General features: G+C 64.1%; 16 protein-coding genes, 3 pseudogenes and 1 other annotated feature. Of the genes and pseudogenes, 6 read left to right on the top strand and 13 right to left on the bottom strand.

The features are described 5' to 3' along the window. Positions 1 to 616: 616 nt before the first annotated feature. Positions 617 to 4,441, top strand: a complete 3,825-nt coding sequence (locus ACQY5K_RS14595; protein WP_428116601.1) for a hypothetical protein — start codon at positions 617 to 619, stop codon at positions 4,439 to 4,441. A 74-nt stretch (positions 4,442 to 4,515) separates the two neighbouring features. On the opposite strand, the gene ACQY5K_RS14590 is transcribed toward ACQY5K_RS14595, so the two are convergent. The 6 genes and pseudogenes from ACQY5K_RS14590 to ACQY5K_RS14565 form a co-directional block, all read right to left on the bottom strand. Beyond that, on the bottom strand, positions 4,516 to 4,650 hold the full coding sequence (locus ACQY5K_RS14590; protein WP_428116598.1) for a hypothetical protein: 135 nt from the start codon (positions 4,648 to 4,650) through the stop codon (positions 4,516 to 4,518). 54 nt (positions 4,651 to 4,704) lie between these two features. Then, complete coding sequence (locus tag ACQY5K_RS14585) at positions 4,705 to 5,898, bottom strand: ISL3 family transposase (protein ID WP_428116595.1); 1,194 nt, start codon at positions 5,896 to 5,898, stop codon at positions 4,705 to 4,707. Positions 5,899 to 6,028: 130 nt separating this feature from the next. After that, positions 6,029 to 6,349, bottom strand: a pseudogene (locus ACQY5K_RS14580) (integrase core domain-containing protein); the annotation flags it as partial. A 7-nt stretch (positions 6,350 to 6,356) separates the two neighbouring features. Next, positions 6,357 to 7,748 (bottom strand): IS30 family transposase, encoded by a 1,392-nt coding sequence (locus tag ACQY5K_RS14575; RefSeq protein WP_428122714.1) that lies wholly within the window; start codon positions 7,746 to 7,748, stop codon positions 6,357 to 6,359. Then, positions 7,747 to 8,748, bottom strand: a pseudogene (locus ACQY5K_RS14570) (IS3 family transposase); the annotation flags it as partial. The gene ACQY5K_RS14575 and the pseudogene ACQY5K_RS14570, both read right to left, overlap by 2 nt. Then, positions 8,332 to 8,446, bottom strand: a sequence feature (AL1L pseudoknot). Its footprint overlaps the pseudogene before it by 115 nt. A gap of 146 nt (positions 8,749 to 8,894) precedes the next feature. After that, positions 8,895 to 10,406 carry an IS1182 family transposase gene (locus ACQY5K_RS14565; protein WP_428116593.1) on the bottom strand — a complete coding sequence of 504 codons (1,512 nt, stop codon included), beginning with the start codon at positions 10,404 to 10,406 and terminating at the stop codon, positions 8,895 to 8,897. A gap of 71 nt (positions 10,407 to 10,477) precedes the next feature. On the opposite strand from ACQY5K_RS14565, the gene ACQY5K_RS14560 reads away from it, so the two are divergent. From ACQY5K_RS14560 to ACQY5K_RS14550, 3 genes are all read left to right on the top strand, one after another. Continuing rightward, the gene (locus tag ACQY5K_RS14560) at positions 10,478 to 10,810 is read left to right on the top strand and encodes a transposase (RefSeq protein ID WP_428116591.1); all 333 of its coding nucleotides are present in this window, start codon (positions 10,478 to 10,480) and stop codon (positions 10,808 to 10,810) included. A gap of 280 nt (positions 10,811 to 11,090) precedes the next feature. Continuing rightward, the gene (locus tag ACQY5K_RS14555) at positions 11,091 to 12,356 is read left to right on the top strand and encodes an AAA family ATPase (protein ID WP_428116588.1); all 1,266 of its coding nucleotides are present in this window, start codon (positions 11,091 to 11,093) and stop codon (positions 12,354 to 12,356) included. Between the two features lie 125 nt (positions 12,357 to 12,481). After that, the gene (locus tag ACQY5K_RS14550) at positions 12,482 to 13,222 is read left to right on the top strand and encodes a hypothetical protein (RefSeq protein WP_428116585.1); all 741 of its coding nucleotides are present in this window, start codon (positions 12,482 to 12,484) and stop codon (positions 13,220 to 13,222) included. Positions 13,223 to 13,494: 272 nt separating this feature from the next. On the opposite strand, the gene ACQY5K_RS14545 is transcribed toward ACQY5K_RS14550, so the two are convergent. The 5 genes and pseudogenes from ACQY5K_RS14545 to ACQY5K_RS14525 form a co-directional block, all read right to left on the bottom strand. Further along, a complete protein-coding gene (locus ACQY5K_RS14545; protein WP_428116583.1) occupies positions 13,495 to 14,274 on the bottom strand; it encodes a M48 family metallopeptidase in 780 nt (259 codons plus the stop codon). Continuing rightward, positions 14,271 to 17,519 (bottom strand): type I restriction endonuclease subunit R, encoded by a 3,249-nt coding sequence (locus ACQY5K_RS14540; protein WP_428116581.1) that lies wholly within the window; start codon positions 17,517 to 17,519, stop codon positions 14,271 to 14,273. The genes ACQY5K_RS14545 and ACQY5K_RS14540 overlap by 4 nt, the downstream gene beginning before the upstream one ends. Next, entirely contained in the window at positions 17,516 to 18,721 is a 1,206-nt protein-coding gene (locus tag ACQY5K_RS14535; RefSeq protein WP_428116578.1) for a restriction endonuclease subunit S, read from the bottom strand. The genes ACQY5K_RS14540 and ACQY5K_RS14535 overlap by 4 nt, the downstream gene beginning before the upstream one ends. Then, on the bottom strand, positions 18,714 to 21,101 hold the full coding sequence (locus ACQY5K_RS14530; protein WP_428116576.1) for an N-6 DNA methylase: 2,388 nt from the start codon (positions 21,099 to 21,101) through the stop codon (positions 18,714 to 18,716). The genes ACQY5K_RS14535 and ACQY5K_RS14530 overlap by 8 nt, the downstream gene beginning before the upstream one ends. A gap of 394 nt (positions 21,102 to 21,495) precedes the next feature. Continuing rightward, a pseudogene (locus ACQY5K_RS14525) lies at positions 21,496 to 22,515 on the bottom strand (IS110 family transposase); the annotation flags it as partial. A gap of 508 nt (positions 22,516 to 23,023) precedes the next feature. On the opposite strand from ACQY5K_RS14525, the gene ACQY5K_RS14520 reads away from it, so the two are divergent. After that, positions 23,024 to 24,115 (top strand): transposase, encoded by a 1,092-nt coding sequence (locus ACQY5K_RS14520; RefSeq protein ID WP_428116573.1) that lies wholly within the window; start codon positions 23,024 to 23,026, stop codon positions 24,113 to 24,115. A gap of 170 nt (positions 24,116 to 24,285) precedes the next feature. Here the strand turns inward: ACQY5K_RS14520 and ACQY5K_RS14515 are convergent, their stop codons facing one another. Next, positions 24,286 to 24,933 carry a DUF6338 family protein gene (locus ACQY5K_RS14515; protein ID WP_428116571.1) on the bottom strand — a complete coding sequence of 216 codons (648 nt, stop codon included), beginning with the start codon at positions 24,931 to 24,933 and terminating at the stop codon, positions 24,286 to 24,288. A 169-nt stretch (positions 24,934 to 25,102) separates the two neighbouring features. Next, the gene (locus ACQY5K_RS14510; protein ID WP_428116569.1) at positions 25,103 to 25,576 is read right to left on the bottom strand and encodes a hypothetical protein; all 474 of its coding nucleotides are present in this window, start codon (positions 25,574 to 25,576) and stop codon (positions 25,103 to 25,105) included. Between the two features lie 150 nt (positions 25,577 to 25,726). Between ACQY5K_RS14510 and ACQY5K_RS14505 the strand changes: the two genes are divergently transcribed. Then, on the top strand, positions 25,727 to 25,954 hold the full coding sequence (locus ACQY5K_RS14505) for a hypothetical protein (RefSeq protein ID WP_428116566.1): 228 nt from the start codon (positions 25,727 to 25,729) through the stop codon (positions 25,952 to 25,954). The last annotated feature ends 63 nt before the right edge of the window (positions 25,955 to 26,017 follow it).

Genomic DNA, 26,017 nt, shown 5'->3' with positions numbered 1-26,017 from the left:
CCGATCAACTGAGGCAACTTGGGTTCGCCGATATGAGCACAGCGGTGACCGTCGAGGCCCCGCCTGGACAGCGGACCCTCACATCACCCAGGTCCCAGCTTCGATGAGAAGAGCCAATATGACGCCGCCACGGCAAGGCCACGTGACGACGACGTTGACGGGGCCCGCAGCGAGCGCACCTCGCCGTACAGTCGACTGCCTCTTCACGCGTGGTGCGACCCTCATCGACAGCACGAATAATCAGCCTGAGGCTGCGTTCGTAGGGAACGGCGCGATAACCGTGCAGTCGGTCAAGCACCTTGAGGGCATGAGCGTCATCCGTCGCGATTGTCCACCCACGTTGAAACGAGATGGCGGGGCGATGCCACCCAGACGGGCAGGCGAGCGTCAAAGATTGTGATGGGAGGTTCGTTCAGTGGCAGCAAATAAGAGGCGCAAGCGACAGCCAGCTCGCCGAGATGGAGGTCGGCAGCAGCCCAAGGTTCAGGGGCCGTCAGCCGGCTTCCCCGAACCGAACGCGCCTGATGACCAAGGTCAGGGTGAAGCCCTCGTTCACCAATGGAAGGGCAGCAGGTCGGGAGCACGAGCAGGGCGTGGGTTCCACTTTCAGGACGCGGTGGGTGCGTGGCTCGCCGCGCTGGTTGCGTCGGGCAGAGTCGATGCGGATGCGCTGGTGCCCGAGGGCTTTGAGGACATGTCCCTCGAGGGTTCACGCCCCCGGCATGTCCAAGTCAAGTCGCGGCAGCGGCATCTGGGCCACTTTCCCGTCAGAGCTGCGTGCGGGCATGTCCTTGAGGCGTGGGATCGGCACTCGACTCGGCTCGAGGACGGTTCGGCCGTTGTAGTTGTTCTTGAGCGCGGCGTCGTGGACGAAGACGACCTGAACGATTTCGATCAGACGCTCGAGAATTCGTTGTCCCCTCATTCGGCGCTGCGCGCCGCTCTCTGGGACTCAGCTTGTGCACGCGAGATGAGCGGCGCTGACTTTGACGATCTGCTGTCACGGACGGTGCTTGTTGGCGTCACCTGGGATGAGGTGACCGCCGGAACTGTCGCTGAGCTAGCTGAGTGCGTGACTCTTCCACCATCCGCGATGCGCCGTGTCGCGCGACTGCTTCGCGTATGCGTGGCCGACGCCGTCGACCACAATGCAGCAGCGAGCTACGAGTACCGCCGCTGTCTGGGCAGAACCGAGTTGGTCGGCATCATCAACGATGCCGCGCAGCACATTGACATCGACTCGCTCGAATATGCGCTCGGAAACGGCATCTGCGAGGCACTGGAATTTGGCAACACTGGCGACGGCGACGATCGGTTCTACGAAGGGACCGCCACCCAGCCTGCACATGTGGCTGCCGGTCTGGTAGTTCCCCGCCCGGCGCTCATGGATCAAGTTCTTTCCGGGCTGGACGAGCGCTCCGCGTCGGTGATCACTGGTCCGTCCGGTGTCGGCAAGAGCGCTGTTCTGTGGACTGTGCCGTTGGCGCTTCCGGGTGTGCTGTGGTTCCGTGTGCGCCGCCTCGCCGAGGAAGACGTTCCGCATCTGATCCGCCTCGCCCGCGCATATGACGTGAACCAGGAGACACCGGTCGCGTTCTTGGTCGACGCTGCTGGGGCGGATGGTCTGAGTGCCTGGGCCCGGCTACGGGCCGAGGCATCGGCGGTTCCCGGTTTGTTGCTGGTGGCTTCAGCGCGCTCGGAAGATCTGATGACTCTTGGCGACCTTTCCAATTGCGCGACGATCGAAGTACGGCTCGATGAGACCGCGGCAAAGACCATCTTTGATGGCCTCGTGCGCCGCGGCGTGACGACCGCCCCTCACTGGGCCGAGGCGCTCGACCAAGCCGACGGCCTCACGCTGGAGTTCACGCACTTGCTGACCCGCGGACAACGACTGGACGATGTCATCGGCGACCAGATCCGGCGACGCATCGCAGAGCACCGTCATCTCGAACTCGACGTGCTGAGCCTCGTCTCAGTCGCCGACAGATGGTCAGCGGCGATCTCAACCAACGATGTCGTCGCTGCGTGCGGAGCCACAGTGTTCGAAGTCCGCGAGGCGATCAGCCGGCTCGCCGATGAACACCTGGTCACTGAGCACGACGGTGTCATGTCGGGCCTGCACCGACTGCGCTCAACAGCCATCAGCGAGGCGGTTCACGCTCAGCCTCCGCCCGACATCTTGAGCACTATCAAGCGAGTTATCGGGCTGATCCCGACACCGCAGATCCATCGCTTCGTCGCCAGTCTGCTGCGCGACATTCCTGCTGCGCGAGATGTCGTCATCGACGCCGCTAGCGCCGAGCAGCCGTCGATGGTCCGCATCACGGCGTGTCTCTATGGTCTTCGCCTCGCTGACTCCTACGAACTTGCATGGACTTGGAAAGAGATCGCCGATCTGCATGAGGTCCCAGCTTCATGCTGGACGCTGCTGTTCGGCTTCACCTCTGCAGGCTTGAGGCTTCCAGACTTCCTCCCAGCCCAACTGCGCGAAGCACAGCAAGCGATGGAAGCAACAGGCGGGCGGTCTTCCCCAGAAGCGCTGATTGCGCGCGTCGGCACGGCCGGTATCGCTGACCTCTTGTCGTCAACGGGCGACGTTGACGAGGCCACCCAGATGCTCGCGGTTCTCAAGGATGCCGACTCTGTGCTCAGCTGCGCCGTGAAAACGACCGTGAATGAATCGTGCCCGCTGTTGCACGCCCTGAGATCGGCACCGGTCAACGCGCTCGCCGAGTGCCTCGCCGCCGCCCGTTCCTGCAATAAAACGCTCGCCGAATCGCTTGTTGAACTGATGGGAGGCGAAGATGCCGTTCTCCGACGGATACGCGCTCAGAATCCGTGGATCACCGAGCTCGACGTCAGAACAGAAGATGGCAACGCGCTCGCATTCGGTCGGTTCCTGCATGTCTCAGACGCGGTCCAGGACGACCCACGCGAAGCAGCTGTCGCTCTCGGGCAGCTTCTGCTTCGATGCCTGCCTCGCATCGAGTCGGTCAACATTCAAGCACTCCTGCCCGGTGGACAGGAGATACGCATCAACGGCCTTGTTCACGGAATCAGCGAACTCCAGCGCGAGTACGACCACTCAGCATCCGCGACCGCTTGGAACCAGGCCCAGACCCGGGTGGCGCTCACGCTGCTGGGCGAGACAGACACGGTCCGGCTGAACTCCGCACGACCTCTGCTCGGGCAGGCCGCCGATTTGACCTACGAAATCGGCACGCGACTCATCACTGGTCAGCTCGCCCGTCGCGGACTTAAAGGCCTCACTGGGAAGATCGCCAAGCTCCACGAAGGCGGACGATCTATCCGGCCAGCACTGGGAACGATCGAACTCGGTGACACAACAATATCCGAGCAAGCAACCGCTATCACGACAGACGATCTCTCCGCGCTGATCACCGACTTGACAGGCAACGTCTTCCGGAGACTCCAACAGCCGGACGAGTACCGGACACTGGCGGCCTATATCGCCGACACCGTGATCGGTAAACACCTCGAAGGCGCCATCAACCAACCATGGCGACTGCTCGGCATCAACGGGCACCCGTCAAGCCTCGACCGACTGCGTGACGTGCTGCTGGACATCTACGCCGTCGTCCACGAGATGGCTATCGGCCGCACCAACGTCACCCAGCTCGCCCAAATTGCACGCTCCATAGGTACAACGCAAGCGCTCCAACGGGCAGGCGATACCTGTCGGCAGCACGAAGAGCGCTATATCGGAGAACGGCGCGATGCAGTACGAAGAGCCTGCGACGCCGCGGGCATACGAACGTCAATCGTCACACGTCCGCAAGAACCATCAGTTCTGCTTGACCTCGCCATCACCGTCGAAATCCCCTCCCTCCCAGAGTGGCCGGATGCTGTCTCAACGCTCGAAACAGCACTATCCGCCCAGCAGCCGATCATCGAGGCCTACCTGCTGATACCGCTCCGCAATGGTCGTCCAATACCGAACCTCACTATGAGACTCGGCAGTTCTCTGTACCCGGCGCTCGACCTCGGCGAGTGGGCGGCGCTGCTGCCTGATCCCCATCCCAGCGAACTCGCGGATACCTTCACGGAGGCCCACAACGCGCTCCAGACGCTTTCGGGAATCCAACTCCTCCCCGAGGATCAGCAAGAGCACCACATCGCTCAGGAAGCAGCCGAGGCCGCCGCGTCTCAGTTGGAGTCAGCATGGAAACGGCTCGCCGAATTGCGCCCGGACGCACTCATCGAAACGTTGATGGCATACCTGACGTCACTCGCACACCAGATCCAAACCGAAGGCAATGGCACACACGTGGGCAGGAGTTTCGCCGAGCAAATCGCCCTCGGTGTTGCCCAACAAGAAGAGACAGAACACTTCACGAATTTCGTCGGCGCGAGGCTCCTGGCCCTGCAGTGGGATATCAACGCGCAAGTAGCGATCGAACTTCTACTGCGTGAATGACGAAGATATTTCTCTACCTCGAGCATGAGGTGCGTCTGGCTCTTTCGCGGAGTTTGGCTGGGAAATGAACCAAGTCATGCTGTGTTCTCGGGGTTGTTGTTGGTGGTCCGGCGGTTGTGGTCGAGCCGTCGTGATCGGGCTCGTTGGAGGCCTTGGCGGCGGGCCTCGCGGATCGGTTCTCCTCGTTGGTGGTGTGTGTCCCGTGTCATCGTTTGTGAGCCTTCGTCTTTTTTTGGGATTCGGGCTGCTGGGCTCGGCGGTGTTCATGTTAGGAGGAGTCCGCGGGCTTCGAAGTTGGTGTAGTTGGTGAAGCCGTGGGCTTTGCGGCGCAGGACCTGGAGCAGGTTGTTGGTTCGGTCGATGCGGCCGTTGCTGGGCCGCCCGGCGTGGTGCCAGTCGAGTATCTGGTCGTGCCATGCGAGGAAGGTGTCGACGGTGTCGCTGAACTCTGGGATCTGCCCGGTGCGGTAGATGTCCGCGAACCGGTCGAGCGCTTCGAGGGCGCCGTCGCTGTCGTCGGCGAGGTACAGGTTGTGCAGCTCGCCGAGCGCTTCCCACGCGGTCCGCAGCCTGGGGTCCGCAGCGAACAGCTTGTCGAGCCGTTTCTGCTCGGCCGGGTCGAGCTTGTCGGGTCGGCGCATCAGCAAGAACCTGGACCTGAACACGTCGCGGTCGAACGCGGGCACTGAGCCCTCGGGTCGGCGCTGGATGTCGCGGCGCACCGCGGTGAGCCCCGCCGCGAACCATCTGATGACCCGGTACCGGTCCAGCACATGGCGGGCGTGGCCGAGCCGCACCTCGATCGCGGCCTTGTACGCCTTGGAGCCGTCGGACACCACGACCTTCACGGCTTTGCACCATCGGGGCCCTTGCGCGGCCAGAAACCCCGACAGCGCCTGGGCATCGCGGTGGGGCACCATGGCGAGCACCTCGCCGGTGTCGCCGTTGACGATCACCGTCACGTAGCGGTGCCGCTTGCGGATCGAGGTCTCATCGACCAGCAGCACCCGGCATCTGCGCCGCCGGCGATGATCGCCGACCAGCTCCGCCCAGGCGACGACCAGCGCGTTGACCAGCTTCCAGCCAACCTTGTGGCGCTTCGCTGCCGCGTTGACCGTCATCGCCCGCGCATCGGCCACCAGACGCCGCGCCAGACGCGCCGTGACTGATCCCTCGAACGCCCGATGGTCCTCGACGAAACGCCGCCCGCACGGCGCGCACACCAGCCGCCGCCGATCCCACGCCAGCGTCACCGGCCGCCCCGACACCTCCAAGTCGCGGATCTTGTTGTCACGGCGGTCATGAACCTTCCCGCTCGGGGTCCCGCAAGCGGGGCATCCGGGGCGGCGAACCGTCGAGCACACCCGCACCACCAGCTGCTCCGGCGCGTCGACGACGATCCCCTCCACTTTGATGCGCGGCAGCCACAGCCGCACCGACATAACATCACGCTTCATCGAGGCCCTCCAGGGTTCGGCGTCGCAAACACCGATCCCCCCAGGGCCTCGACCCTTACGAGCGGACCCTCAACCCACCCTCATCCCAACAAAAGACGAAGGGCTGAACCGCTCTGGCTTTGTTGGAGACTCATTGGTTTGGTTTTCCAGCCCCGGCTGGGGTGGTCTTGTGGGCAGCGTAGAACGCTGCTTCGAATTCTGCGGGCGGGGTGTCGTTGCAGTGGCCGTGGAGCCGTTGCTGGTTGAACCAGTGCACCCAGCCCAGGGTGGCGAGTTCGAGCTGGTCGACGTCGTGCCAGCCGTGTGTGTCGGGCCCGTAGGCGCATTCGGCCTTGTAGAGACCGTTGGTCGTCTCGGCCAAGGCGTTGTCATAGGAATCGGCGACGGTGCCGATGCTGGGGCGGGCGCCGATCTCGTCGAGGCGTTCGGTGAATCGCAGCGACGTGAATTGGCTGGATTCAATCGGTGGTCGCAACACCGGGTTGTTGTAGCGAGCGTAGATGTTCGTCGAGGGCTTCTGCTGGGGTCTTCCATCCGAGGGTCTTGCGTGGCCGGGTGTTGATGGTCGCGGCGACGGCGTCGATCTCTTCGCTGGTCCATCGGGTTAGGTCGGTGCGGTTGGGGAAGTATTGGCGCAGCAGTCCGTTGGTGTTCTCGTTGGTGCCGCGCTGCCAGGGGCTCTTCGGGTCGGCGAAGTAGACCGCGATGTCGGTCTCGACGGTGAATGCAGCGTGCGCGGAGAGCTCCTTGCCGCGGTCCCAGGTCACCGAGCGGCGCAGCTGCTCGGGCAGTGTGGTCATCGATGCTGCGAGAGCGTTCTTCATGGTGATAGCGCCGTAGCCGGCGAGGGCTGGCCCGTTCTTGGTGCGAGGGACGACGCCGTAGCCGTGTTCGCGTGGCAGGTGGATCAGCATCGTGAAGCGGGTGGTGCGCTCGACAAGGGTGCCGATCGCTGAGCGCTTCAGACCGATCACCAGATCGCCTTCCCAATGTCCGGGCACGGCCCGGTCTTCGACCTCGGCGGGTCGTTCGCTGATCATCACCTCCGGGGTGACATGGGCCCAGGCGGTCTGGCGGGCTCGGGCCCGAGGAACCCTCAGAGCCCTCCCCGAGCGCAGGCACGCGACCAGCTCACGCTTGAGCGCACCCCGGCCTTCGACGTAGAGCGCCTGATAGATGGCCTCGTGGCTGATGCGCATGGACTCATCATCGGGGAAATCGACACGCAGCCGGTTCGAGATCTGCTCGGGACTCCAGCCCTGCACCCAGCTGCGGTCCCCACGATGGGGCTTGTTGCGGCCCTGCCACTTCGGGCCCTCAGGCCCCAAGGCGCGACCGCCGGGCGCCCGAACCGCGCCCGAGAGCCGCTCAGCCACATAGCTGCGAAGCCGATCATTGCTGGCGAGCTTCGCTGGCCTCGGACGACGAGCGCGCCGCTCTGCGTGCCACTGCGCGATCGTCGCTTTGTACTCGAGCCGGAATGTTCTCGTCGACGCGTTGCGGCGAAGCTCCCGCGAGATCGTCGACGGGCTGCGATCGAGCCTGCGGGCGATCTCACGCACACCGAGGCCCTGGGCCCGGAACAACGCGATGTCCTCACGCTCGGCAAACGACAGAAACCGGCCCGACACCGTCGGGGACAAACATGGGTTCACCCCGCCAGCGTGACGGAACCACCGGAACCCAACGGGGGATGACACCCCCGCTTGTGCCGCCGCGTCCCCGGTCTTGTCGCCGTCGGCGATCGCCGCCCAGAACCGAACCCGGTCCTGCCGCCACGCGACTGTCGGACGCCCCGGCGACGGGATCTGACCCCGATACAGCTGGACCTCGCGCTGGCGCTCCCGCATCGTCGCCATCACCGACACCTCCATCATCGAGGTGTTGCGACGACCGGTTGAATCCGGCTTGCGATCCGGCGTCGGAGTGTGCCACGAGCCCGACCAGGCGGCGGTTGCCGCGTGAGCGGCGGGCCATCTCCAATGCGTCGAGGACCATCTCGGTGCGCATGTGCGAAGCGACGCGCCAGCCCACGATGCGGCGGGAGAACGCGTCCACGATGAAGCACACATAGGCCATGCCTGCCCGGGTCGCGACATAGGTGAGATCGGTCACCCACAACGCGTCGGGCCGATCCGCAGTGAAGTCGCGGTTGACCAGGTCGGGAGCGCGAACCGCGTCAGGATCCTGACGCGTGGTGAACATCTTGCGCCGCCGGCTGACGCCGCGTACGCCCAGCTCACGCATCAGCCGGGCAACCTGGTCCCGGCCGATCTCGTGACCCGCGCGCCGGGCGGCCTTCCAGAGCTTGCGTGCCCCGTAGACCTTGCGGTTCGCGACCCACAACGCCAACAAGATCGGCATCCACACCGCGTCCGAGACCGCCCGCGCGGACGGCTCGCGCTCGCGGCGCTTGGCCGCGTAGTACGTGCTCGGGGCCACCCCCAGCGCAGTGCAGATGGGCTCGACCCCGAGCTCGCCACGATGAGCGTCGACGAACGACACCGTCACCTCAGTGGGCGGTCGAGCCCCTTACGCGAAAAAAGCCGACGCCTTGCCCAAGATCTCGTTCGCCCGACGCAGCTCCCGGTTCTCGGCCTCCAGCGCCTTGATCCGCTCAGCCTGCTCGCTGTTCACACCAGGGCGCAACCCAGCATCGATCTCGGCTTGGCGCACCCACGACCGCAGCGACTCCACCCCGATCCCCAACTGGGCCGCGACCCGCCCCGCCGTCCCGTGATCGGTGCCCAGCTCCTTGCGGAGCTGACGCACAGCACGCACAGCACGCTCCTTTTCCGCCTCGCTGTACCGACGCGTCGTCGGCTTCCCAGGCGACATCTCATGTGGCATGACTCCATCCTCGTATCCAAGATCAGGAGCCTTCAACCAACCCAGGGCGATTCAGTGTCTTGGGCTTGGTTGGGCTGTGGTCGTGGGTTGGGGCGCGGCGGGGTTCGGTTGTGGGCTGCGGGTTCGGCTTGTCGGTGGGGGTTGGGTCAGGTGATGGCCCAGGTGGTGCCGTTGTGGTGGAGTCCGAGGCTGGTGAGGCGTTGGAGGTTGACTGCTGCGGCGCGCAGCCGCAGCCAGTGCCGGTTGTTGGCGGTGCCGAGGTAGGGGCATCTTCGGTTGCGGCGCACGATCCACGCGATGGTTCTTTCGGCCATGGGCCGCACGGTGCGGTATTGGTGCTGGAACCGGTCGGTGCGGGCTTGGACGCGTGCTGCTTTGAGCAGTTCGTGGTGGGGGTGGATCTTGATGACGCGTCCGTTCTCGGCGGTGGTGCAGCGGTCGCGTTGGGGGCATCGGGCGCAGTGTCGGCCGAAGCGGGCGTTGCCTTTGGGGGTGATGTGCACGGTGTGGCCTTCGGGGCAGGCCACGGTGCCGGAGAACTCGCCTGTGTCGGCGTCGATGCTGTAGCCGCCCTCGACGGCGACGCTCAGCGGCGGCGGCTTGATCACCGCGTCCATGGCGCGCTCGACGAGATCGGCGCGAAGCTGCCCGGTGCCATAAGCGCTGTCGGCGAGCACCGTGGTGCCGGCGGGCTCGCCGTCGAGCAGCCCCATCGCTGCGTCCGCGTCGCCGGCGTCGCCGCCGGTGAGATCAGCAGCGGTGACCAGCCCGGTGTCGGGCTCGGCCGCGATGTGGGCCTTGTAGCCGTCGCGGTAGCTGTGAGAGGTCTTGTGGGTGTGACGCGACTCGGGATCCACCACGCTGATCACCCGGCCCTTCGCGGTGCCGCGGGCGATCCGCCACCGTCCCGGCCCCCCGGCGGGCTCCACGTCTTGGCCCGCGACCAGCCCCAACAGGCCCACCGCGTCGGCCTGAGCAGCGTCGAGATCGAGATCCGCCGCAGCCGCAGCCAGTTCCACAGCGTCGTCGACCAGCTCGGACACCAGCCGCTCGGCGTCGGCGGGATCGCACCAGTCCACCACCGGCGCGGCCGGGCCCAGATTGCGTTCGCGCACCGGCACCTCGCCCAGTTCGGGAACCAGCCTGCGGACCCGCCGGATCTGGTTCGTCACCATCGTCACAGTGTCCTGACGGGCCACAGCGTCGTCGAGCACCGTGGAATCGAGCACCCGCCGAGCGCTGCCAGCCACAGCGCCCGTCACAGCGATCAGCTCGCGCACCGCGTCGAACACCCGATCCGGGCGGCCGCTCGCGCGCAGCTTGTTGCGCCACAGAGTCAAAACCGTGGGATGGAACGCCGCCTCGGTCAGCGCCAGCCCTGCCGCGGCCTTCCACCCCACATCGGTCTGCAACCGCCGACACGCCTCACGGTCCGACAGGCCCTCGAGAGCCTGCAGCACCATCACCGCAGCGATCACCTCGCCCGGCACCGACGGACGGCCCCGACCCGACCCGAACAGATCCTCGAACAACTCGTCACCGAACAGCCGGCCACGATGCTCGGCCAACAGCGCATACACCGACCCCGGCGGCACAAGATGCCCGCACACCGCCGCCGCGTCCAACAACACCCGATCCTGAACCGCTGAGCCCTGCACCCCGACATTGTCCCGCGCGCCCCCACCCCGCACGCGGAAATCGCGCCCAATAAATCAGCAGTCTCCTCGGGGTGCTCGTTGACACGCCCGAGCGGCTGGTGGTGGGGACCTGGGAAGCGCTCGGCGAGTTGCTCGGGCTCTATCTCGCCGACGACCACGACGCCGCCATGGCAGCACTCGACCGGTTCGCCGACATCTACGGCACCGGGCTGCTACCCGAGTTCAGCGACACCGTCGACACCTTCTTGGCGTGGTCCAACGAGATCCTCGCCTGGCACCACACCGGGCGGCCCAGCAACGGAGGCATCGAAAGAACCAACAACCTGCTCCAAGTCCTGCGCCGCAGCGCACACGGCTTCACCAACTACGCCAACTTCGAAGCCCGAGGACTCCTCGTGACATAGTCAACCCCGTCGAAACCAGCAGCCCATCCCACAAAAACGCGAAGGGCCCAGAATCCAACACCCACCTCCGCAAGACCCGTTACAGACCAAGATCCAGGGCGTTTCACGCCCCGCAAACTTCGTCTTCGCGCTCTCCCACCAAACCCCAACCCGGCGAACCTTCACCGAGGCCCACAACGGCCTCCTACACTCGCCTAACGAGACAGTGTCGCGAAAACCTTTGCACCCGCTCACTACACGCCAGATTGTTGGCCACGGGTAACAACATCATGGAGGTCTGATGCAGATCCAAGAACTCGAAATCACGAGCTTGTTCGGTGCGTTCGAGCGATCTATACCTTTCGGCACGCACAGTGAAGAGGAACAAGCACTGTCGCTCGTGCTGCTTCATGGCCCAAATGGAAGCGGAAAAACTACGTCCCTCAGAATGATTGATGGGATGATGACACTAAATTTTGATGTTCATCGAGCAATTCCATTCGGTCGTTGCGTTCTTCGATTCTCAACCGGCGAAGAGATATCAGTGACTCAGGACGCCCCTGCAGCGCCTCTTCAAGTGGAATTCGGGGAGTTTTGCCTGCAACTACATCCGAAACAATCTGGTCCATTAGAGCCGACCGATGCTAAAGTTGTAGACGAGTTTCGCCAGACATTTTTTGCCGTTACGCAGAAGATAAGTTTTGAGTATATTCACACTTGGAGACAAACTCCTTCAGGATTCCTCGACGAAGAACAATACGAGCGCGACTTATTCATAGATCACTATGCCCATAGCGTGAGATCCCCGTCGCGGAGACGACTGAAGCATCCGGGATCGCACCTCGCCGATCGCGTCGCAAAATTCATCGCTGAAGCCCAAGTCGACTATAGGCGGTTCTTTCGTAGCAATGAACCCGATTTTCTGTCGGCGATCATTCAACGACTCCAAGCCGGAACTCGACCAGAAACTACGGCCTCCAACCTACTCAACCGGCTGAGTACGGTACGGGGGCAGGAAGACGCATATGAGCGGTTGGGAGTGGAAAGAGACCGATGGGACTTTGACCTAGCTCGCAGCTTCTTGGAGCAGTTGTCGGATCCAGCCTCGACAGAAGGTCTATCTGTAATGACCGCTGCCGCTGAAGTACTCGAAACACGCGCTAGAGAGCAGAAGCTCCTCGCTGAACGGTTACTGACGTTCGAACGTACAATGAACAGCTACTTCCGCGACAAGGAAATCAAGGTAGAACCCAGAAAAGGATTCTCAATAACCAATGTGTCCGGGGAGAATTTGTCGGAGGACAGCCTAGGCTCCGGCGAATACCATCTACTGTATCTGATGGTTGCTGCGTTAACAACACAACGCAGAGGTACCGTTCTCGCGATCGATGAGCCCGAGCTGTCTATGCACATATCCTGGCAGCGACGCATTATCGATTCTTTGCGCGAGTGCTCCTCAAATGCGAGCCCACAATTGTTGTTAGCTACCCATTCCCCAGACATTGTTGGAGAATATCGAGACTACCTCGTCCCATTCGGCAATACTGACGAATTGCGACGCGAGTGACGACAGGTTCTACCAGCCAATTGAGACGCTCACTACCGGGCATCGCTTCATCTCTATTGATGGATCGATCGCTACGGTGCCTGTTTGTTGAGGGTCCTAGCGATCGCCTATTCCTGAGATGGATCTTGGGTGAAAATGCATCGTGCGAGGTTCTTGAAATCGATTTTGTCGACGTAGCGCCTCTTGTAGGGGGAAACCGAGCGCGAGCAGTCAATTTGGCAGACTATTTGCGAACGTCGCTCAGTTCATGTGATGAATCCCTCAACCGCGTTAGAGTTCTCGTGGATGCGGATTTTGACCATCTCGACTGTAAGATGGCCACACTTCCGCTAGTTTTGACCGATGGCCGAAGCATGGAGTCGTACTTCTTACGGTTGAGTTCGTTCGAAAAGATTTTTGGCCTCGCTCTGATGGCCGAACACGTAGATGCAAAAGAAGTGCTCGAGTCAACGGTCGAAGCGGCGACAATATTAGCAGCTGCCCGTGAGATCGATCGACAGAGATCTCTTGATCTACCATTTCAAGCTCTAAATCTGAAGGCATTTATCGATGTCGATGCATCCGGAATTCCAACTCTGCGACTGATCAATATGCTCTCGCAGCTACTGACTCAAGCCGGATTCAACGGCTCAGGCGTTAATGAGGTCGCGAGCGCAGTTAAGGCTGCTGCTGCCATCCTTAGAGAACGTGAACCCTTGCACGTCGTGCATGGCCATGATTTGGAGCGGATTCTGGGGGAGATCCTGCAAGCACTGCGTTATCCCCGACAGCAGGTATCACAACTGATTCGCTCAACGTTCGAAGTTGCATATATTGACGAGTATCCAATGCTGTCTGCCGTTATCTCATTTGCTACCGCATCATGAATGACCGTCTAGATGTGAGGCAAACCGTATGAAGGCCGCGGCTCAACTAACTCTTGACGAGTCACATGTCGGGGCGAGAAATAGTACCGACATGATTTCTTAGCGGCCCCCGACTGTCCGCACAGCTGCGCACCGGCAATCGGGCTACACATATCACCATTTGGGTTTGTCAATGTGAAAGCTAACGTTTGAGTCCGGTGCATAATAATTCCTTGGTCCCACCGAATAGTCCTAGATCCGGGGTAATTTCCACCGTCTTGAACTACCACTTATCAGAAGCGACCCTTGTCTAGGATTTCGGCGTCGCTAGTGGTGCCGAGCCAGATGGTCTTGCCTATAGCGGCCAAGGTGGTCTTGTGAGTTTCGTAGCCGGGCATGAGGCGGGCGACTGTGGACCAGAACTCGGGAGTGTGGTTGGTCTCGTGGAGGTGGGCCAGCTCGTGCATGAGGACGTAGTCGATGAGGCTGGGTGGGAGTTGCAGGGTGGCCCAGTGGACGTTGATGCGTTGGGGGCCGCTGGAGGGGCGGGCTGAGCCCCACCGGTAGCCGAGATCGCGGACCTCGACCCTTACCTCGTCCTCGCCCATGCGAGCGACCCAGGGGCGCATCCTTCGGCGGAGCCATTGGCCGCCGACGTCGGTGTACCAGCGGCGCATTGCGGCAGCGCCGTTGGCGGCTTCGGCCGACGACAGATGGAATCGGCCCCGGTCGAGACGGACAGGGACGGAGGCGGGGCCTTCGCTCTCGGTTGTCAGGGTCAGGCGGTAGCTGCGGCCGAGGTAGGCGAAGCCTTCGCCTTCGACGAACTGTTTCACGACTGCGGGGCCGGTGAGCGCGTCCTTCTCGGCCAGCTTGCGATACACCCACGAGCGCTTGGCAGCCACGAACTGCGTGGCGCGTTCGACCGTCGCACTCGGCGGCGCCTTGAGCAACAGCGAGGCATCGCGCTCGACCACGATCTCGATGGTCTTGCGATCGCTGGACGGCTCCACTTGCAGCACGAGGTCGCCAACGACCAGCGACGACAGATCATGCAACGCGGCGGCAGTCATGACAGTCGGTGCTGGTTGGCCTTGGCGAGGGCGACCAACTCGACGGCCAGTTCGTCGAGGCTGGCGTAGGCGAACAGGTTGCTTCGGTCGAGCGTCTGCTTGATCGCCTTGCGCAGCTCGTCCTGCTTGGTGGCGTTGTCCCAGAAGCCAACCACGCCAATGATCCGGCGAACCTCGGCCACCAGCCCGCTCGTCAGCGCAACCAGCCGTTCGCTCGCGTCGGGCTCCGAGTTGGCGACCTTCTCGGCCATCTGGTTGTGGAAGGGCAGCTCGGTGGTCGGGTCGAGCCCCGTGTCTTCCTCGTCGGTTCGGCCGGCGTTGATCTCGGCGACCAGCTCCTCGAACTCGAGCGCCATTTGCTCCCACCGTTCTTCGAGCCGTTCGAGGATCTCGTCGACTCGCTGCGAGAGCCGCTCGTAGTAGACGGGATCCTCGTCGATGTGCTCGCGGATGTGGTGGCGCACGGCGTGTTCCATCTCGGAGGCCTTCGCCCGATCCGAGCCGATCCCGTTGATGTGGGCGCTGAACGCCGGGTCGGTGATCCTCACCGGGCGGATCTTCTGGCTGAGGTCCAGCACGGTGATGTGCCGATCGATCAGCCGGCGGACTTTCTCCTTGTACTTGTGTGGATCGAAATCACCGTCGGGGGTGTCGCGATAACGCTGCCGGGTCAGCATCTGAATCTCGCCGAACAAGTTGACGTCCTCGACGAACGGCAGCACTTCGGGCCTGGGCAGCACCGTGTCGAACGTCGTCAGGAAGGTCCGCAGCGCAACGTCAAACCCAGCCCGCAGCCGTTCGTCGGCCAACACCTGCACGCAGGCTTCGATTGCATCGACGGTCGCTTCCGGCTCGACGCCGCGCTGCACGAAGATCTGGCGCACCCGTTGGCGTTGCGGCTCCAGCTTTTCGATCTCGGCGGTCAGCGGGCGCAGCGCCCCGTCCACGTCGGGGTCCAGTTCGCCGTCGGTGTTGGTGTACGCAGCGAGTGCCGTCGTGAGCTGAGCAGACACGCCGTAGTAGTCGACGACCAGCCCGTAGCTCTTCTTCGCCGCAGTCCGGTTGACACGCGCAACCGCCTGCAGCAGCTCCGCCTCTTGGATCATCCGGTCGAGGTAGAGCACCTGGGCCTGCGGGACGTCGAACCCGGTCAGCAGCATCGACTTGACGACAAGCAGCGCAAGCGGGTCGTCCTTCTCGCTGCCCGGCCCCAGCGGCAGCTTGAAGCTCTGGATGCGCGCCTGCTGGCGGGCCTTGTCGGTCCACGTGGCGTAGTGCGGCGGGTCGTTGTGGTCCCCCGAGATGACCGGCGCGAAGTCGAGTTCGCGGATCAGGTCGATCTGCCCGGCGGCGGTGCGCATGAACAACTCATCGGAGTCAAGCGAGTCGCCGGGACCATCGAGCAGGCCGGGCAGCCGTTGTTCCAGCTCGGCAACCAGCTCGTCACGCGCACCCCGCAACGCCTCGTGGTACCGCACGCATGCCTCTCGGCTGGTGGCGACGATGATCCCCTTGAACCCGTCGGGCATCACCGTGCCGATGTAGTGCCGGAGGATGTCTTTGGCCTTCGCCGCGATCAGTTCGGGCGCCTCGAGCACCTGTGCGGTCGTGGCGTACTTGCGCTGGAGCGTCTCACGCTGCTCTTCGGTGAGTTCGGCGAACCACTGGAAGAAGACGTCGTCCATCTTGGAGGCGCCCTTGACCGCAGCATCGGTGGTTCGGCCCTCGTACAGGATCGGCACCGTCGAGCCGTCGGCCTCGGATTCCGACAGCGTGTACCGGTCGAGGTAGCCGCCGAAGATCTCCAGCGTCTTCTTCCGCTTGCCCAGGATGATCGGCGTGCCGGTGAAGCCGATGCGGGCGGCGTTGGGCACCGCGTTCATCAAGTTGGCGTGCAGCATCGACGCCTGAGAGCGGTGCGCCTCATCGACCATCACCAGGATCGATTCCGACTCGTTCAGCGTCTCGAACGTCTCCCCTTCGCCCAGCCCGTCGGCGCCATCGGCAGCAGTGTCGCGGTACTTCTGGATCATCGCCATCACCACACCCGGGCCGGGCTGGCGCAGCAGCGCTCGGACCTCGGCAGCGCTTCGGGCGACCTTGATGGTCTCGCCCACCAGCGCTGCGGTGCCGCTGAGTTGCGCTTGAAGATCGGTGCGGTCGGTGACCAGGACGATCTTGAAGCGTCGGAGCTGAGGGTGGCTGCGCATCGCCCGGATCAGGAACACCATGGTCAGGCTTTTGCCCGACCCCTGGGTGTGCCAGATGATCCCGCCCCGGCGATCCACATAGCCGTCGACGGCGCGGGTGTCGCCGGTGAGCAACCGCCGCAGTGCCTTCTGGACGCCGCGGTACTGCTGGTACCGGCCGACGAGCTTTATGGTTCGACCGGCGCCGTGGTCCATGAACAGCGTGAAGTGCCGGATGATGTCCAGCAGCCGTTTCGGGGCCAGCATCCCGGCTGTCAGAAGTTCTTGCTGCGTGACGGCGTCGGCGGGTTTGCCGAGCGTTGCGGCGACTTCGTCGATAGTCGCCGGGCACGGGTCTTTCCAGGCCAGGTAGTGCTCGGGCTCAGCGGAGAATGTCGCCGCCTGGGCTCGCTCACCAGTGGTGGCGATGGTGAGCTGGTTCGTCCAGAACAATTGCTCGGCGCCCTCGTTGGCTTCACCGTCGCGCTGGTTGGCGTAACGGCGGAGCTGATCGATCGCGTCGGTGATACCACTGTCGTGGCCGGGTGACTTGGCTTCGATCACCACCAACGGGACGCCGTTGACGAACAGCGTCACGTCGGGCCGAATGTTCGGCGCCTGCCCCGGTGTTGCCACCGAGAACTGCGACACGGCAAGGAATTCGTTGGCCGACCAGTCGTCCCAGTCGATGTAGTTGATGGTTTGATCCCGGCCACCGTCCCAGCTGTCGAGCCCGCTGACGGTGGTGCCGCCAAGTAGCAAGTCGGTCGACAGCCGGTTCGCCTCCAGCGGCTTGGCCCCCGCCGGCATCGACCGCAGCTCCGCCACCGCCGCGCTGATCCGGGCCTCGTCCAGCCACGGCAAGCCGTCCGGGCCGCGGTTGATCTTCTTCAGTGCCGAACGGAGTCGCCGCTCAAGGAGCACATCACGATCCGACGCGCGGGCGTCAACGCCGTCCGCCTGTCGCTCGGACCAGATCAGCGTTTCCCACCCCAGCGAGGTCAGATGCTCCAGTAGCGGCCGCTCGACCTTCTCCCACTCCGGGCCAGAACTCACGCCGCCACCGTTCGAACGCGCCCGGATAGCAGGTCACCGGCGAGTCCGGCGCGCGTCGCCTGAAGTGCTCGGCAAGAATCCTTCTCGGCTCGTATGGCGCCACGAACGGCCGATGTCGCAGCGACAATCTCCGATTGGATATCAAGACTTGGCAGAGCAACCTCTGTCGCGGCAACGATGCTGGAATTGATGTTGGCCTGAGTCCCCGTCTGGCCGCTTCGAATGAAACCCTGCTCATGGTGCTCAAGAAGCATCACGAGGAATTCCGGGATGACGGAACCATCGTGGTCGATTCGCACGAAACCATCGTGGTAGCAGGCTTCAATGCCAACCACAATGGCGACTCCAATTGTGGCCGCGATGCTCATGATCACATCGCCGGGACAAACGTAACGGCTCCGGGCCACACCGGCTGGCGAGAGGTGGTCGCGAGTATGGAGGAGCAAGTCATCCGCTGCTGTTACGTCCGATATTCGGATCCAGCCGGGTCCATCTGACGAGAACCAGGCGGGGTTGCCGATCGGCCGCGGGCTGGCACCGCGCTGCACAGTCGCGAAGTCTCCGATCCGGCAATGCCGCCAGCCCTCGGAGTGCGCACCCTCGAACTTTCCGTCAAGCAGGTCGCGACGAAGCCCATACTCGATGTCTAGAAGTTTGACGATGACGCGTTCGGTGGCTCGGATGGCTTCGTCAAGAGTGTCGAGGATTTCTGCAATCCGCTGCTGCTCCTCCAACGGTGGTACTGGGACTCGAAATTGCAAGTAGTCCCGGAAATTGAGATTAATAATTCCAGTAGTTTGCTGCTGGACCTGCCAGATCCTCGGCTGCTGATAGAGATCCTGGAGTATGTGATACACGAATCGAGAGTCGACACTTGGAGCCGGCCTGAGCGTGCGGAAGAAGTTCGATACAAGATACACCGACTCTTCGTCGGGAGGAGCGAATCGGGCAACCCGGCCGACAGGAACACCTGGCCCGCCACCGGCCGCCTCCAGGATTAGGTCGCCTGTCCTCAGCCTCTTTTCTCTGACCTTAGCGTCGGGCACGAACCTCTGCGCCGCCGTGGAGTATTCAATCCCATTGAACGAGAGGTTGGTTGCCCGGAGTACCCGGCATGCACGCAGCCCATGGCCCAAGCTGTCCTCGCCCCACTCGCCCGCGAACTCTGTGTCAAGCAAGTCTCTAACTGGCTGCTCACCCATATCCAAGTTCCATGAGATACACATTGAGCCGCACAACGGCGTCGTCGCGCTTGGCTTCAAGTTGGGGCAGGGTGGAGCCGTACTTGCTGACGAGGTTGTCGTACCAGTCAAGAGTCCGGCGCTCAATGTCCAAGAAGTGGTCGGCCATGAGTGCCTCGATTCGGCCTCGGAGCGCACCGATGGCCTGGGCGGGTGCCTCCACCGCTTCCATCGCGTCGAGGGTTTGACGGGCTGTTGTGAGGAGTGAGGCGTCAATCGCCCTCAGCGACTTCCTCTCCTTGGTTCGCTCCGATTTCATCTTCTTCATCTCGGCCGGAGTAGGGGCGTCGTCGTCGGGCTCCTCCTCGTCGTCGCCGGAGGCCTCGGCAGCTTTGATCTCGGCATCCAGGCTGGCGAGCGCGGCCGCGAACTCGAACCGGGAGGCCAACTGAGCTCCGGCAAGGAGCGTGACGGCGAACTGATCGGCAAGATCGGGGGCGTTCTTGTCGTCCTGGCTGGCTTCGGCGGTCGTGAGCCAGGCCTCAATCACTGTCTTCCAGTCCCGGCTGGCCACAGTTTGGAGTTCGTGAACGCTGCCCTCCCACCATGTAGCTGCCATGCCCGCTGCGACGAAGCGGTCCATCCCGGCAGGAGCCATGTGAGCGGTGAAATTCTTGACGAGCTGGCGACGCAAGCCGGCGAGGCTGGCCAGGTCGGGCAGGGCGAGGAGCATCGGTTCGACGGTGTCGGCCCACCATTGGGGCCACGGGCTGGCGGCGGCCCGCTGGGTCACGGCGTAGCCGATAGCGCCGTGCGCGGCCTCTCGTCCTTCGGGAGAGGCAATGTTGTGGCACCACTTGGCGTAGCCGTCGCCACGGTCGGCGAACAGGACTTCTAGGGCATTCAGTCCAGCGCGCTCCATCAGGTCCGCGGCGTCCTCGATCTCGGCCATGGGCACGCCGCCGTGGAGGTGGGCACGCACGTCGTGGGGCTCGGGTGGCGGGGAGTTGTCGGCGTAGCGGCGGATGTTGCAGTTGAAGTTGTTGTCGGCCAGTTCGTCGATGGTGACGATCTTGGCGAAGCCGTCCACGTCAGCGAAGTCCCGGTAGGCAGCGGTGATCTTCTCTTCATCGCGGGGGCGAAGGTGATTCTGCGCACGACCCTCGCCGTAGTCGCGATCGGCGTTGATGAACAGCACCTTGCCTCGTCGCTCGGGCGGCTTCGAGCGCTTGGCCCGCAGAATCAGGATCGCGGCGGGGATGCCGGTTCCGTAGAACAGGTTCGGGCCGAGGCCGATGACCGTGTCCAGCAGGTCGTCCTCGATGATCTTCTGACGGATAGAGCCCTCGGCGCCGCCCCGGAACAGCACCCCGTGCGGCATGACCGTGGCGACGATGCCGTCGTCCTTGAGAACGGCCAGCATGTGCTGCAGGAACATGAGGTCGGCCTTCTTGCCTCCCTCGGGGGTATAGCCGTAGCGGAACCGCTCGGTGTGGGTGAGCGAGTCCGTGTCGTAGTTCTGGCTGAACGGCGGGTTGGTGATGACACGGTCGAACCGCTTCAGCTCTCCGCCGCTGGTGTGCTCTGGATTGGTGAGCGTGTCGTTGTTTTGGAGGTCGGCGTCTCGGATGCCGTGCAGCAGCATGTTCATCTTCGAGATCGCCCAGGTGGTGCCGTTGTTCTCCTGGCCGGCAAGCGCTAGGTCGGCGGGATCGCCACCGTTGTCGACCACATGGTTGCGGGCGTAGATCAACATGCCGCCCGATCCCGAGCACGGGTCGTAGACGCTCATGCCTTCCTGCGGATCGACGAGGCGCACCATCAGCTGTACCACCGGACGGGGTGTATAGAACTCGCCGCCCTTCTTGCCCGCAGAGTCGGCGAAGTCGCGGATCAGGTATTCGTAGGCCGCGCCGAGCAGGTCGGGGAACTCGAAATCCTCGTTGCGCAGCCGGTACTTGGTGAAGTGGTCGATGAGGTCGCGCCACTTCTTGTCCGAGACGGTCGTAGTGCCAACCCGCCGGTTGAAGTCGATGTGCTGCAGCACGCCTTCCAGCGACCGGTTGCGTTCTTCGAGAGCGGCGAGCGCCTTGTTCAGCCCGTCGCCGACCTGGTGGTGGAGCTCGTCGCGCAGCGCCGACCAGCGAGCCTGCGGCGGCACGAAGAACGCGTCGTTGTAGTAGTCGGCGTCGTCGGCCCGCTGCTCTGCTTCCTCCGGCGAGCGGCCCTGCGAGAGCTGGTCCTCGATGACCCGCCGGCGCTCCTCGTCGAACACATCGCTCGCCCGCTTCAGGAACAGCGCGCCGAAGATGTACTCCTTGAACTCCGACGCATCCATCTTCCCCCGCAAGATGTCCGCGGCAGCAAACAGATGCCGTTCGAGCTGAGGCAGTGTGAGCACGAGGCGAAAGTACAGCGCCTGGTCTGCTCCCGTGCGATCCGTGCCGCCATCGTCGGATTCGTTCCCAGCTACCGGACGACCGTCGCCTGAGATTCGAGGCGATCTGCAACCTCACGCCTTCACGTGGATTGGCACGTGTCACGGATCACCGGCCCGCTAAACGCACTCGTGATGCTCCTATGGTTCGTCAAGCGGCGGGTTGGAGTGTGTTGAGCCAGTCGCGGTAGGCGGGTATGAGGGGGTGGTGGGGTGCTTTGCCGCGTTCGATCACCGAGATGGTTGCGGGCCAGGTGTTGAGCTGGTCGGCGGCGTGGGCGAGGCTGAGGCCTGCTGCTTGTCGTCGGTGTCGCAGCTCGCTTGGGTCGTCGGCGCTGTTGGTGTGGTGGGGGTCGGCGAGCAGGGCGAAGACTTCTCGGGCGATGTAGCGCTTGAGGCATCGGATGATCTCGCGGCGTGATTTGCGGTCTGTTTGGCGTCTTTGGGCGTAGGCGCGTGTTCGGGGGCAGGTGGCGAGGCGGACCATGGCGATTCGCCACAGGGCGTGGTTGGCTTGGCGGTTCCCGCCGGGGTTGAGGCGATGCCGGGTGGTCTTGCCTGATGACGCCTCGACGGGTGACGCGCCGCACAGCGCTGCGAACGCGGCTTCGGTGGTGAGCCGGGCGGGGTTGTCGCCGGCTGCGATGAGCAGGATCGACGCCGTGTCGGCGCCGATGCCTTTGGCGGCTCGCAGCGCCGGGTTGGCGGTCAAGGTGAGCTTGTCGAGATGGCGGCGCAGCGCGGCGAGGTCGGCGTCGAGGGTCTGGTATTGGCGGGCCAGGATGCGCAAAGCGATCTTTGCCGCCTCGGCGGGCTCGGCGGGGTCACCGGGACGGAACCGGGTGCAGCGGGCCGCCCGCTGCGCAGTGGTGAGCGGCTCCAGGGCGCTGCGCAGCCGGTCCGGAGCGGTGACGATGAGATCGCGGATCTGATTGGAGATGCGGGTGCGATGGGCACGCGTCGAGCACAACGCGACCCGGATCGCCCGGATCGACTCCACGATCCCGTCGCTGCCCTTGGGAAGCCCAGCGGCGTCGCCGTTGAGCGCGGCGCGTGCCGCGGCCTCGGCGTCGACGGTGTCGGACTTGCCGCGGCGGCGACGCATCTGGCGGTTCGGCCGGTTCACCTCGACCACCTCGACGCCCGAGCCCACCAGGTGGCGCGTCAGCCCCGCCCCATAGGAGCCGGTGCCCTCCACGCCGACGCGCACCAGCGGCCCGAACGACCCCAGCCACTCTGCGAGCCGGCGATACCCCGCCGGGTCCGCCCCGAACGACGCCGTGGCGAGCACCCGGCCCGCCTGGTCGGCCGCCGCAGCGACGTGGACCTCCTTGTGCGTGTCGACGCCCCCGTAGACGCCGACTGACTGATCAGCCATGATGAACCCTGCCTTTCTCCCAACTGGGTGAGCTAGGCACCGCCGGCCGGGACGGCGGACAGGACGGTCAAGGTGGTCTCCAAGGCTCCTATGAGGTCACGTCCGCCCGACCGGTCGGTGCGCGCCAGCAGCCCGGGCACCGAGCCGACAGATCAGCCACAAGGCACCAAGCCCGTCACACCCAGGGTCACACCCAGGCCCGAACCACTGGCCCAAACAGCATGGCCGTCACACCCCTGCTTTACGGTGCCGCGATGTTCGTGGGTCCTGCCTCTGAGACCGCGCCTACCTACTTCCGCGTCGACAGATACCAATGCGTTACCGGCTTGCTCTTACGCATGCCATCGAACGATGAGGCGACCCACCTCGGGCAAACGCGACCAATGCTGTGCCTGAAATACTGGCCCTTCACAAAATGTTGGGATGACGGGGGGTTGAGGGTCCGTTTGTAGGGGTCGAGGCCCTGGGGGGATCGGTGTTGTTGGACGCCGAACCCTGGAGGGCCCCGATGGCGAGTGATGTTATGTCGGTGCGGCTGTGGCTGCCGCGCATCAGAGTGCGGGAGGTGGTCGCCGACGCGCCTGAGCGGCTGGTGGTGCGGGTGGTGTTGTCGGTGCGCTGCCCGGGGTGCCCGGGGTGCGGGACGCCCAGCGGGCGGTGCCATGACCGCCGGGAGCGCGAGATCCGGGACCTGGAGGTCTCGGGGCGGCCGGTCGTTTTGGTGTGGTCCCAGCGGCGCATGGTCTGCGACGGCTGCGGCCGGCGGTTCATGGAAGCCCATTGGGCGTTCGAGGGCAGCGTCACGGCGCGGTTGGCTCGCCGGCTGGTCAACGACGCCCGCTCGATGCCGGTCAACACGGTGGCTCGCCGTCATGGGGTGAGCTGGGGGCTGGTGAACGCGCTGGTGGCGGCATGGGCGGGTCTTGTCGGCGAGGTGCTCGCCATGGTGCCTCACCGCAGCCAAGCAGCCCTTTCGGCGTTCTTGGCCTCCCAAGGGCACAAATGGTGCCGAGGCGTCAAGGTCGTGGTGTCTGACGGGTCCAAGCCCTACAAGGCAGCCATCGACGCCCGGCTCGGCCACGCCCGCCACGTGCTGGACCGGTACCGGGTCATCAGATGGTTCCAAGCAGCGCTGGTCGCGGTGCGACGCGACGTCCAGCGACGCCCCGAGGGCTCGGTGCCCGCCTTCGACCGCGACGTGTTCGGATCCAGGTTCCTGCTCATGCGCCGACCCGACAAGCTCAGCGAAGCCGAGCAGGCCCGCCTCGGCGAGCTGTTCGCCGCCCGCCCCCGGCTCACCGCAGCCTGGGACGCGCTCGCCGAGCTGCACGGCCTCTACCTTGCCGACGACCACAAAGGCGCGATGGCCGCGCTCGACCGGTTCGCCGACATCTACAGCACCGGGCTGATCCCCGAGTTCAGCGACACCGTCGACACCTTCCTCGCCTGGCACAACCAGATCCTCGGCTGGCACCACGCCGCGCGGCCCAGCAACGGCCGCATCGACCGCACCAACAACCTGCTCCAAGTCCTGCGCCGAACCGCACACGGGTTCACCAACTACGCCAACTTCGAAGCCCGCGGCATCCTGCTGACATAATCAACCCCGCCGAGCCCAGCAGCCCTCATCCCAACATTTTGTGAAGGCTCCACATTCTTGCCGCTACTGGCGGTAACTGCGTCACAGGACGTCCGCGGCTGGCTCGGATCGCCTCGGTGGATTCCGCGCAGCTGGCGCACCTTGCCAGTTCGCGCGTCCGTGGGCGGCGGCTACTGGTAGGTGATGGTGAGATACCTCATGCGCGATGCCGGGATGATCATGTGCTCTTGCTCACTCAGCGGGAGCGCATGTGCCGGCGGCGGGCCGAGGTATCGCGCGTAGGTCAACACCAAGTCCCTATCTGCAACTTCCGCTGTGTCTGTGCTGTACCAGAACAACGAGCCTTCGACGACCTCGCCGCTCTCGAGCGCCACGCGTACCAAGTGAGGCCGATCGCCGTACTCGCGGCTCCATTTGTGGTGGCTGACGTACTGCCAGGACGAAACATCGATGTCATCGTCGCTCTGCCGCTCAGGCAAAATCCTCGCTGACAAGAAAGCGAGCAACAGAGCAGCCCCGTACACCCCGGTCGCCCACGCGCCCAGCACGGGCAAGTTGTCCCGCGAATAGCTGCCGAAGTCCCTCAACAGCTCACCGACATTGGGAGTCTGCGCAGGAAGAATCCAGCGGATGATGGCGAACACCCAGAGCGCCGCCGCGACCGCTGCAAAGCCGATGGCGAGCGTCGCAGGCGCGAGCAACAACCGCTGCCGCCGTCTCACTGGGACCGAACACCGGATGTTGCGCTCGTACCGGTACAGCATTCCCGGCGTTATGAAGACCGCCGTCAGCAGCAACGCGACCAGCGCTGCAGACACGGCCTACTCGCTTGCTGAGTCGGGGTCCTCCGGCTCCTGCCGCGGTGGTGGCGGTGCCTTGGCGTTCGGGCCGGGCAAGCCTCGCACATCGCCCGAACCCGGCCAGCGAGGGCTGCGCCCTTCGCCGCCCTCGAGCGCCTGACGGCGGCGAGCAGCCGCTTCTCGAACTTCACGGGACTTCGAATGATCTGGCATCGTCTTCCTTTCGACTGTGCTCAGTCTCGCGCGTGCCATCCCTGCGAACGCGTCGAATTCTCGCTCGATTCGCAAGCAATGGCGCCTCCGGCTCGAAGGCGCCAGTGACCTCGAATTCATCGAACTCGGCCTGGAGGCTCGGGGCGACATCTTGTGTTTCGCGCGTTGCTCGGGCGAGCGCCGCCGGGCGCACTGAATGCTGAAGGTTGCCGAAAGTGGTTTGGGTTATCGCGTTCATCTGGCGGAGCCGCACCAGAGCGGTCGGCCACGACACTCCGAAATACCGCTGAATGCGAATGATGTCGACCGGGTCAACCAAGCGCGGCGGCAGTCTGATCTCTTCGGCGAACCCCACATCGGGATGGTTCAGGAAGGCGCCCGAGGGCGCTCGGGACAGATCCGACCCCAGCGAAGCTTGGTAGGCGGTGATGTCCAGCGCTTCGCACACCGGACCAAGATCGGGGATCGGCCCGACACCGAGGCCCAGGTGGGTACGTACTTCCCTCGCCTTGGGTCGAACGTCGTCCTATTGGACGTACTTCGGTCGTTGGACGAAATCAATTCCTTGGGCGGACGGGCGTCCAATACAGTCGGCGTCGTGGCGAAAGCGACCGTGCGGCTCTACGACGAGGACCGCCAGCTCCTTGAGCGGCTCGCGCCCAAGTTCGGCGGCAGGGAGGAGACGTTGCGCGAGGCTCTGCGTCGCCTCGCGGCCGATCAAGATCGCCGGGAGGCGCTCAGCGCCTTTCTTGCGGAGTGGGCCCGAGAATGCGGACCGCCTGATGAGGAAGCAGTCGCAGCGATGGCCGAGCGCTACGGACTGTGATCCTCGACGCCGGCTTCTTGATCTCAGTGGTTCGGGGCGAGGATTCGGCACAGACCCTTCTCG

It is taken from the genome of Candidatus Poriferisodalis sp., assembly GCF_965262965.1.
In the GTDB taxonomy this organism is placed as follows: domain Bacteria; phylum Actinomycetota; class Acidimicrobiia; order Acidimicrobiales; family Poriferisodalaceae; genus Poriferisodalis.
Note: the sequence above shows the minus strand (reverse complement) of the source record. Positions and strands in the feature narration are given on the sequence as shown.